The sequence below is a fragment of the Pseudonocardia acidicola genome (genome assembly GCF_012911935.1).
Classification (GTDB): Bacteria; Actinomycetota; Actinomycetes; order Mycobacteriales; family Pseudonocardiaceae; genus Pseudonocardia; species Pseudonocardia acidicola.
Genome location: NZ_JAAXLA010000027.1, coordinates 24,482 through 39,647, shown reverse-complemented (window position 1 = coordinate 39,647; position 15,166 = coordinate 24,482). Strand labels below are relative to the sequence as shown.

17 protein-coding genes are annotated in these 15,166 nt (G+C 71.9%); 1 reads left to right on the top strand and 16 read right to left on the bottom strand.

The features are described from left to right. Nucleotides 1-3: 3 nt before the first annotated feature. The 4 genes from HF526_RS16040 to HF526_RS16025 are packed head-to-tail and all read right to left on the bottom strand — an operon-like array spanning nucleotide 4 to nucleotide 3,474. The gene (locus HF526_RS16040) at nucleotides 4-876 is read right to left on the bottom strand and encodes a 5-oxoprolinase/urea amidolyase family protein (RefSeq protein WP_169382249.1); all 873 of its coding nucleotides are present in this window, start codon (nucleotides 874-876) and stop codon (nucleotides 4-6) included. Further along, a complete protein-coding gene (locus tag HF526_RS16035; protein WP_169382248.1) occupies nucleotides 873-1,487 on the bottom strand; it encodes a 5-oxoprolinase subunit B family protein in 615 nt (204 codons plus the stop codon). Before HF526_RS16035 ends, HF526_RS16040 begins: the two co-directional genes overlap by 4 nt. After that, nucleotides 1,484-2,260: a 5-oxoprolinase subunit PxpA gene (locus HF526_RS16030; RefSeq protein ID WP_169382247.1), complete on the bottom strand. Its 777-nt coding sequence runs from the start codon at nucleotides 2,258-2,260 to the stop codon at nucleotides 1,484-1,486. The genes HF526_RS16035 and HF526_RS16030 overlap by 4 nt, the downstream gene beginning before the upstream one ends. Further along, nucleotides 2,257-3,474 carry a divalent metal cation transporter gene (locus HF526_RS16025; RefSeq protein WP_169382246.1) on the bottom strand — a complete coding sequence of 406 codons (1,218 nt, stop codon included), beginning with the start codon at nucleotides 3,472-3,474 and terminating at the stop codon, nucleotides 2,257-2,259. The genes HF526_RS16030 and HF526_RS16025 overlap by 4 nt, the downstream gene beginning before the upstream one ends. A 112-nt stretch (nucleotides 3,475-3,586) precedes the next feature. Here HF526_RS16025 and HF526_RS16020 point away from each other — a divergent pair, with 112 nt between their 5' ends. Then, nucleotides 3,587-4,291, top strand: coding sequence for a GntR family transcriptional regulator (locus HF526_RS16020; protein WP_338051509.1), 705 nt, complete (start codon nucleotides 3,587-3,589; stop codon nucleotides 4,289-4,291). Between the two features lie 7 nt (nucleotides 4,292-4,298). Here the strand turns inward: HF526_RS16020 and HF526_RS16015 are convergent, their stop codons facing one another. From HF526_RS16015 to HF526_RS15960, 12 genes are all read right to left on the bottom strand, one after another. Then, nucleotides 4,299-4,544 carry a hypothetical protein gene (locus HF526_RS16015; protein ID WP_169382244.1) on the bottom strand — a complete coding sequence of 82 codons (246 nt, stop codon included), beginning with the start codon at nucleotides 4,542-4,544 and terminating at the stop codon, nucleotides 4,299-4,301. A 298-nt stretch (nucleotides 4,545-4,842) separates the two neighbouring features. Continuing rightward, the gene (gene fmdA / locus HF526_RS16010; RefSeq protein ID WP_169382243.1) at nucleotides 4,843-6,096 is read right to left on the bottom strand and encodes a formamidase; all 1,254 of its coding nucleotides are present in this window, start codon (nucleotides 6,094-6,096) and stop codon (nucleotides 4,843-4,845) included. 87 nt (nucleotides 6,097-6,183) lie between these two features. Then, complete coding sequence (locus HF526_RS16005; protein WP_169382242.1) at nucleotides 6,184-6,828, bottom strand: AmiS/UreI family transporter; 645 nt, start codon at nucleotides 6,826-6,828, stop codon at nucleotides 6,184-6,186. Between the two features lie 54 nt (nucleotides 6,829-6,882). After that, nucleotides 6,883-7,161: an FmdB family zinc ribbon protein gene (locus HF526_RS16000; protein ID WP_169382241.1), complete on the bottom strand. Its 279-nt coding sequence runs from the start codon at nucleotides 7,159-7,161 to the stop codon at nucleotides 6,883-6,885. A 190-nt stretch (nucleotides 7,162-7,351) separates the two neighbouring features. Continuing rightward, complete coding sequence (locus HF526_RS15995) at nucleotides 7,352-8,164, bottom strand: mycofactocin-coupled SDR family oxidoreductase (RefSeq protein WP_169382240.1); 813 nt, start codon at nucleotides 8,162-8,164, stop codon at nucleotides 7,352-7,354. 1 nt (nucleotide 8,165) lies between these two features. Further along, the gene (locus tag HF526_RS15990; RefSeq protein WP_169382239.1) at nucleotides 8,166-8,696 is read right to left on the bottom strand and encodes a hypothetical protein; all 531 of its coding nucleotides are present in this window, start codon (nucleotides 8,694-8,696) and stop codon (nucleotides 8,166-8,168) included. 45 nt (nucleotides 8,697-8,741) lie between these two features. After that, entirely contained in the window at nucleotides 8,742-9,662 is a 921-nt protein-coding gene (locus HF526_RS15985) for a TIM barrel protein (RefSeq protein WP_169382238.1), read from the bottom strand. After that, a complete protein-coding gene (locus HF526_RS15980; RefSeq protein ID WP_169382237.1) occupies nucleotides 9,659-10,702 on the bottom strand; it encodes a Gfo/Idh/MocA family protein in 1,044 nt (347 codons plus the stop codon). The genes HF526_RS15985 and HF526_RS15980 overlap by 4 nt, the downstream gene beginning before the upstream one ends. Before the next feature lie 8 nt (nucleotides 10,703-10,710). Then, nucleotides 10,711-11,664 (bottom strand): ABC transporter permease, encoded by a 954-nt coding sequence (locus tag HF526_RS15975; RefSeq protein ID WP_169382236.1) that lies wholly within the window; start codon nucleotides 11,662-11,664, stop codon nucleotides 10,711-10,713. Between the two features lie 2 nt (nucleotides 11,665-11,666). Further along, nucleotides 11,667-13,175, bottom strand: coding sequence for a sugar ABC transporter ATP-binding protein (locus HF526_RS15970; protein WP_211177296.1), 1,509 nt, complete (start codon nucleotides 13,173-13,175; stop codon nucleotides 11,667-11,669). Further along, the gene (locus HF526_RS15965) at nucleotides 13,172-14,332 is read right to left on the bottom strand and encodes a substrate-binding domain-containing protein (RefSeq protein ID WP_169382235.1); all 1,161 of its coding nucleotides are present in this window, start codon (nucleotides 14,330-14,332) and stop codon (nucleotides 13,172-13,174) included. The genes HF526_RS15970 and HF526_RS15965 overlap by 4 nt, the downstream gene beginning before the upstream one ends. Continuing rightward, nucleotides 14,329-15,147, bottom strand: coding sequence for a sugar phosphate isomerase/epimerase family protein (locus HF526_RS15960; RefSeq protein ID WP_169382234.1), 819 nt, complete (start codon nucleotides 15,145-15,147; stop codon nucleotides 14,329-14,331). Before HF526_RS15960 ends, HF526_RS15965 begins: the two co-directional genes overlap by 4 nt. Nucleotides 15,148-15,166: the final 19 nt, after the last annotated feature.

The following is a 15,166-nucleotide window of genomic DNA, read 5'->3' as shown; positions in this document are numbered from 1 at the left end:
GGTTCACGGGCGGTCCTTCCACGGTGGCGGGACGAGGGCGAAGCGGACGGGCTGACCGGGGCGCACCTGCGCGGCCCGGTCGACGTCGGCGTCGAGCACGACGGCGATCACCGGATAGCCGCCGGTGACCGGATGGTCGGCGAGGAAGAGCACCGGGCCGCCACCGGGCGGCACCTGGATCGCGCCGCGGACCATCCCCTCGCTGGGCAGCTCGTCGGCCCCAGGCAGCCGGCGCAGAGGTTCCCCGTCGAGCCGCATGCCGATGCGGTCGCTGCGGCTCGACGCCGTCCAGACGGTGCCGGTGAGCCCGGCCGCGTCGGCGGCCCAGTCCGCGCGCGGGCCGGCCACGGCGCGCAGGGTCACGGTGCCGTCCGGCGGGACGGCCACCGGCGCCACGTCGACCAGCGGGAACCGCGCCGGTTCTGGGCCGGTGGGCAGTTCGTCGCCCTCGCGCAGCGGCGGCGGCCCGATCCCGGACAGCACGTCGGTGCTGCGCGAACCCAGTACCGGCGCCACGTCCACGCCGCCGCGCACGGCGAGATAGGTGCGCAGCCCGGTCGGCGGGACGCCCAGGGTGAGTACCTGCCCGGCGCGCAGCACCACCACCGCGTGGTGCCCGACCGGTGTGCCGTCGACGGTCGCGGGGGCCGGGGCGCCGGTCAGCGCGACGGTCAACCGGCGTCCGGCCCGCACCGAGAGCCCGCCGAACACGACCTCGATCCCGGCGGCGTCCTCGGGGTTGGCCATGAGCCGGTTCGCCAGCCGCAGCGCCGCCCGGTCGGCCGCGCCGGAACGGCCCACCCCGGAGCCGGCGAGCCCGGGCCGCCCCAGGTCCTGCAGCAGCGCGAGCGGGCCGGTGGCCAGCACCTCGATCACGGCCGCACCTGCCTGAACCGCACCCGGCCGCCCGGTCGCAGCAGCGCCGGGGGATCGCGGTCGAGGTCCCACAGCACGGCCTCGGTGCGCCCGATCAGCTGCCACCCGCCGGGCGACGAGCGTGGGTACACGCCGCTGAACTCCCCGGCCAGGCCCACCGACCCGGCGGGCACGGTGGTGCGGGGCTCGTCGCGGCGCGGCACGTTCAGCCGCGGGTCACCGTCGGACAGGTAGCCGAACCCGGGCGCGAACCCGCCGAAGGCCACCCGCCAGGGTCGCGCGGTGTGCGCCTCGATCACGCCGGCCTCGCCGAGCCCGGTGAGCCTGCCGACCTCGGCCAGGTCCGGTCCGTCGTAGGTCACCTCGATCTCGACGGTGTCCCCGTCGGAGGCGGCCGGCGCGGCGTCGACGGGCAGCGCCAGCACGGTGCGCCGCACCGCGGCCAGGTCGGTCCCGGGCGCGGTGCTGAGCAGGACGGTGCGGGCCGCGGGCACCACGTCCAGCACCTCGGGCAGCGCGGCGGCCCGCACGGCGTCGGCGAGCGCCAGTACGCCGGGCAGCCCGCCGACCTCGATCAGCAGGGCGGCGTCGCCGCAGGGGAGCACCTTCATCCGCCCGGCCCTCGGACGAACGGCCGCAGCGTCACGCCGGCCTCGATCAGGCCGGCGCGCACCGCGGCGGCCATCGCGACCGCGCCCCGCGAGTCGCCGTGCACGCAGACCGACTCGGCGGTGACGCGCACGTCGCTGCCGTCGACGGCCCGGACGACGCCGTCGGTGACCATCCGCAGCACCCGCTCGGTGGCCGCGTCGGCGTCGTGCAGCAGCGCGCCCGGCTCCGAGCGCGGGACCAGCGTGGCCTGCGCGGTGTAGCCGCGGTCGACGAAGAACTCCGGCACCGCGCGCAGCCCGGCGTCCTCGGCGGCCCGCAGCAGCGCCGAACCGGGCAGGCCGAGCACCGCCAGCGCGGCGTCGTAGTCCCGGACGGCCGCGACGACGGCCCGGGCCTGCGCCTCGTGGTGCACCACCGCGTTGTACAGCGCGCCGTGCGGTTTCACGTAGCGCACCGCGGTGCCGGCGACCCGGCACATGCCCTCCAGCGCGCCGAGTTGGTAGACCACGTCGTCGGCCAGCGCCCCCGGCTCGACGTCGACGAACCGGCGGCCGAATCCGGCCAGGTCGGGGTAGCCGACCTGGGCGCCGACGGCGACGTCGCGCTTCGCGGCCTGCGCGGTCGTGCGGCGCAGCGTCGAGGGGTCACCGGCGTGGAAGCCGCACGCGACGTTGGCCGAGGTGACGAGGTCCAGCATCGCCTCGTCGTCGCCGAGCACCCAGCGGCCGAACGACTCGCCCAGGTCGCTGTTCAGGTCCACCTCGGTGCTCACAGGTTCGCCAGCCCCGTGAGCGCGGAGTAGCCTAGGTACAGGCTGACCAGCCAGGCGAGCACCCCGGCGGCGAGCAGCGGGCGCGGGTAGCGGTAGCCACCCAGCAGGTCGTGGCGGCGCCACGCGATCCACAGCACGACGGTGAAGCCGATCGGCAGGATCAACCCGTTGAACGCGCCCGCGAACACGAGCAGCGTCACGGGCGCGGAGCCCACGAGCAGGTAGCTCACGGCGGACAGCGCGATGAACCCGACGGTGAGCAGGTTGCGGGTGCGTGCGGTGGTGCCGCGCGAGGTCACGAACGACACCGAGGTGTAGGCCGCGCCGATCACCGAGGTGATGCTGGCGGCCCAGAGGATCACGCCGAACACCCGCAGCCCCACCTGGCCCGCGGCGGCGGAGAACGCGCTGGCCGCCGGGTTCTCGCCGGCGAGCGTCACGCCGCCGGCGACGACGCCGAGCACGGCGAGGAACAGCAGCACCCGCATCACGCCGGTCACCACGATGCCGGTGACGGAGCTGCGGGAGATCGCGCCGACGTTGCGCGGACCGGTGAGCCCGGAGTCGAGCAGCCGGTGCGCCCCGGCGTAGGTGATGTAACCGCCGACCGTGCCGCCGATCAGCGTGGTGATGACGAGGAAGTCGACCTGCTCGGGCAGCACCGTGTTGCGCAGTGCCTCGCCCACCGGCGGGCCGGAGGCGAACGCGACGTAGGCGGTCATCGCGATCATCACTGCGCCCAGCACCACGACGATCCGGTCCAGCGCGACCCCGGCCCGGCGGCTGAGGAACACCGCGATGGCGATGGCGGCGGACATCGCGCCGCCCAGCTTCGCGTCGAGGCCGAGCATCGCGTCGGTGCCGAGCCCGGTGCCGCCGACGTTGCCGATGTTGAACACCAGGCCGCCGAGGACGACCAGCCCGGCGAGCACCCAGCCGACGCCGGGCGCGACGAGGTTGCCCAGCTCGTGGGCGCGCCGCTGGGACACCCCGATCACCCGCCACACGTTCAACTGCACCGCGATGTCGATCAGGATCGACACGAGCACCGCGAACGCGAACGCCGCCCCGAGCTGGGCGGTGAACGTGGTCGTCTGCACGATGAAGCCGGGCCCGATGGCGCTGGTGGCCATCAGGAACATGGCGCCGAGCACGGCGCCACGGCTGCTGGCCGACCCGATCGCGGCCGTGGCGGTTCTCGGAGCGTCGCTCACTGGTCCCCCGTCGCAGATGTCCGGTTCGGTGATTGATGAGAGTAAGGATTGTTCAACAATCCTGCAACAGGCGGAGTCCTCCCGGCGGCCGCCGGTCACATACCGTTGTCCTGTGACCCTCGTCGACCCGGCCGGTGACGCGCTGGCCTCACTGGCCCGTGCGCGGTCGCTGGTCGCCCACACCTCGACCGCCGAGCGGGTGGCCGAGGCGGTGCGCGAGGAGGTGGCCGGAGGCCGGCTCCGCCCCGGCGCGCGGCTTCCCGAGCAGGCGGTGTGCGCCGCACTGCGGGTCTCCCGCAACACCGTCCGGGAGGCGCTCAGCCAGCTCGTGGCCGAGCGCGTGCTCGTCCGCGAACCACATCGCGGGGTGTTCGTCGCCGAACCCGACCGCGATGCCGTCCGGGACGTCTACCGGGCCCGCAGGCTGCTCGAACCGGCTGCGGTGCGTGATGGCGAGGCGGGCGGCGACCCTGCCGCGGTGGCCGTGGTCCGGGCCGCGGTGACCGAGGGGCTGGCGGCCGCCGCCGGTGGCCGCTGGGACGACGTGGCGAACGCCAACCAGCACTTCCACCGCGCCCTGGTGGCGCTGGCCGGCAGCCCCCGGCTGGACCAGCAGATGGGGCTGCTGCTGGCTGAGATGCGCCTGGTCTTCCACCGGATGCCGGGCGTGCGGGAGTTCCACGAGCCGTACCTGGTGCGCAACGAGAGGATCTGCCGGCTGCTCGAGGCGGGCGATCGGCCGACCGCCGCGGTCGAGGTCGCGGATTACCTGCAGGTGGCCGAGGCCCAGTTGCTCGACGCCTACGAATCCCTCTGAGCGGGTATCACGGGTCCGGCTGATCGCCGTGCGCCGGCGGATCCTGCTCGTCGTCGGCCAGTGCGTCGTCGATCAGTTGCTCGAGTTCGGCGAGGCTGTGCCGTTTGCCGCGGGTGTTCAGGACCACCACGGCGTCGTCGTCGACACCGGCCTCGGCAAGTGCCTCGGTGATGTCGTGCGCGGCGTGCAGCGCACCCTTGCCGAAGCGGTCGCGGGCGATGTGCTTAGGGTGTGCGGGCGGATCTTCACTCATGGTTGTCTTCGGTTGGGGCGCAACGAAATGACCGGGTTTGGTAGGTCGCCCTGGACCAGGGTATCCGCCCGTAATGCACGGAAGGGAGGCGGCCATGAGCTTCCAGGTCGTTGTGAGTTGGTTCTGCCGGGCGTGTGAGGTCGAGGGGCAGGACCCCGAGAGCGAGCCTAGCTGCTGGAACTGCGGCGGTGCGGTCACCGTGACGGCCCGTCCCGCGGTGTCGATCGAGCGGTGGGCATCCCGGAGAGATCCGGAGTGACCCGCGCGCCGCTGCCACGGCGCGCGGGCCCGACGTCCGTCAGGACGTCATTGCGCACTGTCCACGGTCCTTCTTCACCGGCCCGGTCGCCGACGGCCTGATGTCGTCGTCGAAGATCGCGGTCGGCACATAGAGCGAGCAGCACGCGTTCGGGATGTCGACGATTCCGCTGATCCGGCCCTCGACGGGTGCGGAGCCGAGCAGCAGGTAGGCCTGCTCACCGGAATAGCCGAACTTCTTCAGGTACTCCACCGCGTTCAGGCAGGCACGGCGGTAGGCCACGGTCGCGTCGAGGTAGTAGTTCTCGTCGGACTCCCGGTCCACCGACACCCCGATGAACGTCAGGAACTCCGAGTAGCGGGGCTCCACGTTGCCCGGCATGAAGACCGGGTTGGTGGTGACACCGTAGGTCTCCATACCGCCCTTGATCAGGTCGACGTGGAAGTCGATGTACCCACCCATCTCGATGGCGCCGCAGAACGTGATCTCGCCGTCGCCCTGGCTGAAGTGCAGGTCCCCGCCGGAGAGCTTGGCTTCCGGCACGTGGACCGGGTAGAAGACCCGGGAGCCACGGGTGAAGTTCTTGATGTCGTGGTTGCCTCCGTTCTCCCGAGCGGGCACGGTCCGCGCGCCCTCCTGGGCCACCTTCTTCGCCGCGTCGCCCTGGGCGGTCCCGGCCAGTGTGCTCTGCTCCAGCGGCGGCAGCGCGAGCGGCGGGACCCGGTTCGGGTCGGTGTCGATCAATGCCTGCTCGCGGCGGTTCCAGCGGGCGAGCAGCTCCGCCGACGGTGCCGTCCCGAACAGCCCGGGGTGCGTGATCCCGGTGTAGCGCACCCCCGGGATGTGACGCGACGTCGCCGACTGACCCCGGAAGTCCCAGATCGCCTTGTAGGCGTCCGGGAAGTAGTCGGTCAGGAAGCCGCCACCGTTCACCTTGGCGAAGATGCCGGTGTAGCCCCAGCCCTGGCCGGGTGCGTCGCCGTACTCCTGCGGCGGCGTCACGGGGCCGAGGTCGAGGATGTCGACCACCAGCAGGTCGCCCGGCTCGGCGCCCTCGACGCCGATCGGGCCGCTGAGCATGTGCGCCCGGCTCAGGTCGACGTCGCGGACGTCGTTGGCCGAGTCGTTGTTCAGGATCTGGGCGTCGGTCCACTCCCGGCACTCGACCCGGATCAGCTGCCCGGGGCGCACCATTACAGCGGACGGGACGTCCGGGTGCCACCGGTTGTGCCCGGGCACCGCCTGGTCGCGCATCGACTTCGCCTGATCGACGCTGAACACCACATCTGGCATCGCAACCACATCTCCTTCTGGACAACCTTGTCCTTGTCCCACCCACCCCCCGGCGCGACCGGGTCAGGCCGCGCCGGGAAGCGGAGGTCAGCCCGTCGGTGCCGGGGTCGGGGCGGGTTCGGTGACCGGCGCACCGCGGCGCGGCGCGCGCGGGCGGGTGAGCGGCAGCAGCGCCAGGAAGACCACGACGCCGAAGATGGCGAGGGCGATCGCGATCAGGCTGAGGTTCTTCCATTCACCGATCAGCAGCAGGTAGGACGGGATGGCGGCGGTCACCCAGGCGGTGACGATCGTCACCCAGCCGGTGTAGCGCTCCAGCGATTCCCGCTTGAGCCCGAGCAGCAGGAAGAACAGCGCCCACAGGAATGACCAGTACAGCCAGATCACGCCGAACGAGGGGTCGTGCAGTACCTGGAAGTTGGCGTAGGAGTAGCCCAAGGCCACGATCGCGACGAACAGCGAGAACCACCCGACCCCTGTCGAGTCCAGGCCCGCGAGCAGGTTGATCCCGACATAGAGGTACGTGAAGCCGAACAGGTAGATGCCGGACGCTGCCAAGATCTTCGAGGTGTCACCCCCCGCTGTGAAGATCAGGAAGGTGGGGGTGAGTACCTGCAGCGCTCCGACGAACAGGTTCAAGGGCCCTGCCGCCCGGGGCTCCACCTTCCCGATGAGCATCAGCCCGTTCAAGAAGAGCACTGCCCCCACGTACAGCAGTCCGACGGTGGCCATCTCAATCCTCCTCGCTGTTTCCGCCCTGCCGGGCAGGAAGGCGCCGGTGGCCGGTTACGGCCGCGGTAGCGCGGCCGTGCGAGGGTCGGCGACGACCGGGCGGCGGGCCTTCGGCGGAACCGCCGTGACCACCTCGGGTACGTCGCGGCTGGCCTCCTCACGAAGGCGGGCCCGTGCCTGGGGCGCAGGCATGCGGTTCAGCGAGGGCGCGGTGTACCGCCGAGCAGACGTCCGGCCGCAGTCGGGACAATCTCGGGTCGCCTCTGCTGTGCCCATCGCAAGTGCGACGTCCCAGACGCCGCAATCCGGGCACCGATACTGATATCCCGCCATCGCTGCATCACCGCCATCCGGGCCACCGGAGCACGCGAAAGCCTGTCGCGAACGTCCGTATGCAACTAGGGCCATAGGACCCGGCGGTAGCCTTGCTTCTGCTGCGCGGACCGGCCGGGCACCCGCCCGGCCGGTCCAGCGCCCGCGAGCCCGCGGCGAGGGCGGACGGCGGACGGCGGTCGGCGGATGCCTACTTCAGCAGGAACCCGGCGTCCACCGGCAGCGTCACGCCGGTGATCCACTTGGCGTCGTCGGAGCACAGGAACGCCACGACGTCGGACACGTCGCCCGTCGGCATCGCGTCGACCGGCATGAGGTTGAAGCGCATCGCGTCGCCCAGCTCCTTGTTGGCCTCGAGCCAGGCCGGGAAGAAGTCGTTGTTCGACATCGGCGAGTCCACGCCCGTTGGGTGGATCGTGTTGACCCGGATCCGCTCCGGTGCGAGCTCACGGGCCAGCGTGCGCATCAGGCCGACGATGCCGTGCTTGGCCGCGGTGTAGTGGGTGCACCCGGCGACGCCCTTGAGCCCGGCGATCGACGACGTGATGACGATCGACCCGCCGTTGCCGCCGGCGCGGATGTGCGGGACGACCGCCCGGCAGGCCTTGAACACGCCCGTCAGGTTGATGTCGATCATGTCGTCCCACTGCTCGTCGGTCAGCTCCCACGTGGTGTCCGACAGGCTGAGGATGCCGGCGTTGGCCAGCAGGAAGTCGATCCGGCCGAACTCGTTCATCGCGGTGTCGGCCAGCCGCTGCATGTCGGCGGTCCTGCGCACGTCGGCCTCGATCGCGACGCAGCGCCGGTCGAGCTTCTCGACCTGGGCGACGGTCTCGCCCAGGTCACCGGCCTGCCCGGTCGCGAACGGGACCGAGCCGACCTGCTCGGTGATGTCACAGACGACGATGTCCGCGCCCTCCTGCGCGAGCCGCACCGCGTGCGAACGGCCCTGACCGCGGCCGCCGCCGGTGACGACCGCGACCTTGCCGTCCAGCTTCCCCATCTCAGACGTCCTTCCGGTAGGCCGCGGCGGCGCGGCGGTTGTGCTCGGTCATCGGGTCGGTGAGGTCGCGGTAGGGCTCGTCCCACGGGTCCTTGAGCCCCCGGCCGCGGCCGGTGTTCTCGCACCAGTGCCAGCCGGCGAACCACGGCTGGTCGAGGACGGCCTCGAGCGCGGCGCCGTAGTCCTCGGCCCGGGCGGCGTGGCTCTCGCACCCGGTGCGGTGCGGGTCGAGCTCGGTCGGCGTCCAGTTGCCGGTCGGGGATGCCTTTGTTGCGAACCAGTCGAGCGCCTCACCCCAGCCGCCGCTGACGTACTCCTGGGTCCAGTCGAGCGTGTTGAAGCCCCGGTCGTGCAGGTCCGCCGTGACCCCGTCGCGGATCCAGCTCTCCCGGGAGCCGTACTTGCGCCGCCGGATGCCGATGTTGCGCGGGTACTTCAGGTTGGTCTCGTCGGCGTGGTTGACACCGAGGGTGAGGAACGGGTTGCCCCCGGGGTCGACGGGCTTCCCGCCCCGGATCGCGAATCGGCTCATGCGAGCTCCCCGGCGAGGATCCTCATGACGTCCTTCCTGCCGCCCTCAGGCGACGATCAGCGGCCGCAGCGTGCGGTGTGCGACCTGCAGCCCGGTGTGGATCTTGTCTTCGGTGCCGCCCCAGACGGGGTCCTCGTGCTCGACCGAGAGCACCCCGTCGAAACCGCCCTCGTAGAGGGTGTCGACCACGGCGCGCCAGTCCACGTCGCCGAGCCCGGGCACCCGGTAGCGCCACCAGCCCACGTCCCACGGGTCCTCGCGCGCCACGGTCTTGCCCGGCCAGCCGTAGCGGTTGCGCCGGTCCGGGAACAGCTGCACGTCCTTGGCCTGGGCGTGCGGGATCTTGTCGACGTAGGGGCGCAGCGCCTCGACCGGGTCGATGCCCATCCAGACCAGGTGCGACGGGTCGTAGTTCAGGTACAGCCCGATGGAGAACATCCACTCCCACAGCTCCGGGGAGTAGGCGAGGTTGCCCGGATAGCCGTCGGGGTGCCAGCCCTCCATCACGCAGTTCTCGATGATCAGTTTGACCCCGCGCTCGCCGGCCCGGTCGACCAGCGGGGCGAACACCTTCTCCGCCTCGCGGAGATTCTCGACCACCGACCGGCCCGGGTGGCGGCCGACGAACGTGCCGACGGTGGGGCAGCCCAGCAGCGCGGCGGCGTCGATGCAGGCCGCGACGTGGGCGTTGACCGCGGCCCGCTCGTCCGGGTCGGGATGCAGGTTGTTGTCGTAGAAGGCGAGGGAGGACAGCGTCAGGCCGTGGGACTCGAACAGTTCACGGGTCTGCTCGGCCTCGCGGTCGCCGAATCCGGCGACGTCGAGGTGCGTCGCGGTGAACGGCCGGGCGCCGAGGTCGGGCCAGGCGGCCACCTCGAGCGCCTCGTAGCCCTGCGCGACGGCCCACACCGCGATCTCGGGCAGGCTCCGGTCGGGCAGGCACGCGGTCAGGAATCCGAGCTTCACGAGGGCACCTCCACCCAGGTCGACGATTCGGAGGACGTGATCACGGCGTCCACCAGCGCGGCCGCGCGGGCACCGTCGGCGAACGTGGGCAGGCCGTCCGGCGCGGACCCGCCGATCGCCGCATAGGTGTCGGCGACGAACGCGTTGAAGCAGTCCTGGTAGCCCTGCGGGTGGCCCGGCGGCAGCAGCGAGTACCGCCCCGCGGCCCCCGACGTGGCCGGGGAGCCGCGGTGCACCGTGCGGTTCTCCGCGATGCCGCCCACGAGCAGCGTCTCCGGGTGCTCCTGGTCGAAGCCGTAGGCGGCCTCGGCGCCGTCGAGGGAGAACCGCAGCGCGTTGCGCCGCCCGATCGAGGTCTGGCTGATCACGGTCGACCCGGTGGCGCCGGCGTCGGTCTCGAACGCCACCGTGCTCACCGTGCCGCCGCCCGACGTCCGCGCGGACAGCCGGGTGATCCGGTGCCCGGTGGTGAACTCCACCAGGTCGCACCAGTGCACGCCGACGTCGGCGAACGCCCGGTACGCGCCGCCCTCGCCCGCCTCGCCGCGCCAGCCGGCGGACGCCCCACCGGCCTGCCAGTCCTGCAGGTAGGCGCCGTGCAACAGGTGCAGCGGCCCGGCCTGTCCGGCCGCGACCCGGGCCCGGGCCTCCCGGACCGCGGGGTAGAAGCGGTAGACGAACGGGACCGTCGCCACCCGGCCGCCGGCGAGATCGGCCAGCGCCCGTGCGTCGTCCAGCCCGGTGGCCAGCGGCTTCTCGCAGATCACCGGCTTGCCGGCGGCGAGTGCGCGGCGGGCCAGCGGGACGTGCAGGGAGTTGGGGGTGCAGATGTGCACCACGTCGACGTCGTCGGCGTCGATCAGGTCCTCGGCCGTGGCGGCAGGGGCGGAGGCGCCCACCCGGGCGGCCGCCTCCGCCGACCGCTCCGGCGTGGACGCCGCCACCCGCGCCACCACCCCGCCGGCAGCGCGGACGGCGTGTGCGTGCACCGCGCCGATGAACCCGGCGCCGACGATCCCGGCTCGCAACTGGTCTGCCATGACTGCTTCTACTTCTTCCGGGCCAGGGCGACCGCGACGATGATGATCAGGCCGCGGATGATCTGCTGCTGGCTGTTGTCCAGCCCGGCCAGGATGAGCCCGTTGTTGATCAGGCCGATGAGCAGCGAGCCGAAGAGCGCGCCGATCACGCTGCCCGCACCGCCGAACAGGCTCGTCCCGCCCAGGATCACCGCGGCGATCACCGACAGCTCGTCGCCGGTGCCCCACTGGTAGCGGCCCGACTCCAGGCGCCCGGCGTAGAGCATCCCGGCGATGGACGCCACCACCGACGACACCAGCATCACCGTGAAGGTGATCCGCTTGGTGTTGACGCCGCTGTACTCCGCGGCCACCCGGTTGCCGCCGGTGGCGAGCACCTGCCGGCCGTAGCGGGTCTTGGCCAGCACCACCGCGCCGACGGCGACGGCGACCACCGTCCAGATCAGCAGCCCCGGGATCGGGCCGAGGTTGCCGCCGCCGAAGATCGCGTTGAAGGTGTCGTTCAGGATCGGCTGCGGAGCCGAGCTGGTGATGAACTGCGCCAGCCCGAACGCGATACCGAGCATGGCCAGCGTGACCAGGAACGACGGCATCCCGAGGAAGGTGACCAGGCCGCCGTTGATGATCCCGATGGCGAGGCCGACGCCCAGCCCGGCCAGCACGCCGAACAGCGCGTTGCCGGTCCCGGCGATGGCCAGCGCGGCGACGACGCTGGACAGCCCCGCCGTCGAGCCGACGGACAGGTCGATCTGCGCGGCGGCGATCACGAACGTCATCGCGACGGCCATGATCGAGATGATGGCGGTCTGCCGGAAGATGTTGAGCAGGTTCGCGCTGGTCAGGAATCCGTCGCTGCCGAGGAAGATCGCGAACAGCACGAACACGACGACGAAACCGATGTAGATCGCGTACTGGCGCCAGTCGATGGTGGTCCGAGGACGCACCAGGGTCGTGTCGGACATGGTCAGACTCCTTGGACGGCGAGCTGGAGGGATTCCTCGTCGGCGATGTCCCGGCGATCCAGGTCCGCCGTGACGGTGCCGCGGCGCAGCACCAGGACGCGGTCGCTCACGGCGAGCAACTCCGCGAGCTCCGAGGAGATGACGATGACGGCCTTGCCCGCGTCGGCCAGTTCGCGGATCCGCGCGATGATCTCGGTCTTGGTGCCGATGTCGACGCCCGCCGTGGGCTCGTCGAGGATCAGCACGTCGGGCTCCCGGCCGAGCCACTTGCCGATGACGACCTTCTGCTGGTTGCCCCCCGAGAGCAGCCGGACGGGCCGCTTCGGCGAGCTCAGCGTGATCTGCAGCCGCTCGATGAGCCGGGCGGCCAGGTTGTCGCCCCGCTTGTCGTCGACGACCCCGCCGCGGGTGAGCCCGCCGAGCACGGGCAGCAGCAGGTTGTCCCGCACCGCGTGCTCGAGGACCAGTCCCTGACGCCGCCGGTCCTCGGGCACCAGCGCGATGCCCTTCGCGATCGCGATCCGCGGGTTGGTGATCCCGGCCGGCTCGCCACGCAGCAGGATCTCCCCGGACTCCGGCCGGTCGATGCCGAAGACGAGCTTGGCCAGCTCGGTGCGTCCGCTGCCCATCAGCCCCGCCAGCCCGAGGATCTCCCCGGCGTACAGCGAGAACGACATGTCGGTGACGCCGTTGGCGGCGGTCAGGTTGCGCACCTCCAGCACGGGTGTGCCGGTCTCGGCGGGTGCGGGCCGCTCGTGCCATTCCAGGGCGTTCTCCATCCGCCGCCCGACGATCGCCTCGACGATCCGTTCGGGAGTCAGGTCGGCGAGCGCCGCGGTGAGCACGACGCCGCCGTCGCGCAGCACGGTGATCCGGTCGCAGATCTGGTAGATCTCCTCCATCCGGTGGCTGATGTAGACGATCGAGACCCCCTGCCCCTTGAGCCGCTCGATCAGCGCGAACAGCGCCTCGGACTCGCTCTTCGTCAGGCTGGCGGTCGGCTCGTCCATGATCAGGACCTTGGCGTCGAGTGCCAGCGCCTTGGCGATCTCGGTGAGCTGCCAGTAGCCGGTCGAGAGGGTGTGCAGCGACGCCGTCGGGTCGAGGTCGACGCCCATCCCGGCCAGGATCTCGCCGGCTCGCCGGACCATCGCGCGATCGTCGATCAGTCCGAACCGGCGCGGCTCGTGGTTGAGGAAGACGTTGCGCGCCACGGTCAGCGTGGGCACCAGGCTGAACTCTTGGAACACCATGCCGATCCCGGCCGCCTCGGCGTCGGCCGGCGCGCCGAACTCCACCGGGCGTCCCCCGACGCGGATCGTGCCGGCGTCCGGGCGGTGCACCCCCTGCAGGATCTTCATCAAGGTCGACTTGCCGGCGCCGTTGCCGCCGGCGAGCGCGTGCACCTCCCCGTGGGCGAGGGTGAAGTCGACGCCGCGCAGCACCGGGGTGCCCGCGAAAGCCTTCTCGATGCCGGTCATCTCGACGGCCGGCGCCACGGTGGCGGTCATTGCCGGCCTCCCACGAACGACTCGGTGACCTGCGCGGGCGGGTCGGAGTGGTAGACCTCGCGCCAGGCGTCGAGGACGTTTGCGTGGGTCACCGGCAGCGCGTCGAGCGCGACGTAGGGCGGCGCCTGCTTGCCGATCAGCGAGTAGGCGGCGAGCTTGGCCTCGGTGACGCCCTGGTCGAAGGGCCGCTGCGCGCCGAGCCCGGTGACGAATTGGTTCGACGCCAGCGCGATGGCCACGTTCGGCCCGAGGTCCTCGGTGGTGATCGCCAGGTCGTGGCGGTCGATCGCGCGGGCCGCGGCGATGATCCCTTCGGTGGGGACGTCCCAGACGCCCCAGATCCCGGCCAGGTTCTGGTGCTTGACCATCATCGCGGTGGCTGCGGCCTGCGCCTGGCCGGCGAAGTCGGGACCCGTGACGCCCTTGCGGTCGACGATGTGGATGTTCGGGTAGTCCCGCTGGATGGTCTGCTCGAAGCCCTGCAGACGCTGGCGGGTCACCTGGAAGTCGGCCTCGTGGAAGACGACGCCGATGTCACCGCGGCCGCCGAGCGCGTCGGCCATCAGGTGCGCGGCGACGACGCCGTTGCCGACGTTGTCCGCCGACACCGCGGAGACGTAGTCCCGGCCGGCGACCATCCCGGACGGCACGTTGTCCATGAACACGAGCTTCACCCCGGCGGCGGCGGCCTGCTTGTAGGCGCCGGCGGTGGCGACCGGGTCGGCCGGGATGGAGACGATGATGTCGGGCTTGCGGGCGAGCACGGTCTCGATGTCGGATACCTGCTTGTCGGGTTCGAAGTTGGCGTCGGTGACGGCGATGATCCGGATCCCGAGCGCGCCGAACTCCTGGCGCAGCCCGGCGATCTGGGCGTCGGTCCAGCCGTCGCCGGTGTAGTGCATGACGATCGCGGCGGTGGCCTTCTTCGCCTTGACCTGCTCGATCTCGGCGGGCGTGAGGGTCACCGACTCGGCGGAGGCCGGCGGCTCGCCGTTGGGTCCGGTGGCGAGCACCTTCCCGGCCAGCGCGGCGAGCGCCTGCTGGGCCGGCGGGTAGCCCCGCTGCGGCGCGGTGCGGGTCTCGGCGGGGCCGGAACAGCCGGCCAGCACGACGACCAGCGCCAGCCCGAGCGCGGCGACGTACCGGAAGCGCCTCACGACAGGGCCTTGTCCAGGAAGGTCTTGCTGATCCGCGCGGCCTCGGCCGGGTCGCCGTCGTAGGAGTCGAGTTCCACGATCAGCCAGCGGTCGTAGCCGACCTCGCGGACGGCGGCCAGCACGTCGGCGAAGTCGATCTCGCCCTCGCCGAGCGGGAGGAACGTGAACGGGTCGCGGCGCAGGTCCTTGAGGTGTACGTGGCGGATCCGGTCGGGGTGCCGGCGGATCAGCGCCGCCGGGTCGCCGCCGCCCGCGGCCAGGTGCGCGGTGTCCGGGCAGAACCCGATCCGGGACCGGGTGAAGATCTTCTCGACCTCCTCCGGGCTCTCCACGATCGTCGTCAGGTGCGGGTGGTAGCAGGCCGACAGGCCGTGCTCCTCGGCGATGCCGGTAACGGTGTCGAGGGCCTCGGCGAGCCGGTCGTAGTCCGCCTCTCGCGTGCCGGCCGCGCGCCGCGCGCCGCCGCCGACGACGAGCTGCTCGGCGCCGAAGGTCGCGGCCAGCTCGGCCGCGCGGCGCACCCGGTACAGCTCGTCCGGGAGGATCTCGGAGTAGATGAAGTTGGCCCCGGTGTACACGCTGACCAGCGACAACCCGGTCTCCGCGAGCAGGCTGCGCAGCTCGCCGGGGTTGTCGGCGAAGTCGGCGACGTTGCCGTCGAACATCTCCACGCCCTCGTACCCGGCGGCGGCGATGTCGCGCAGGGCGCGGTGCATCGAGCCGGGCACCTTGTAGACGAGGTCCTTGACGCTGGTCACCCCGGTGGCGTCACCGGTGACGCCACCCCAGGTGATCGAGTGATAGCCCAGGCGCATGATCGCCCCTCCTTTGGAC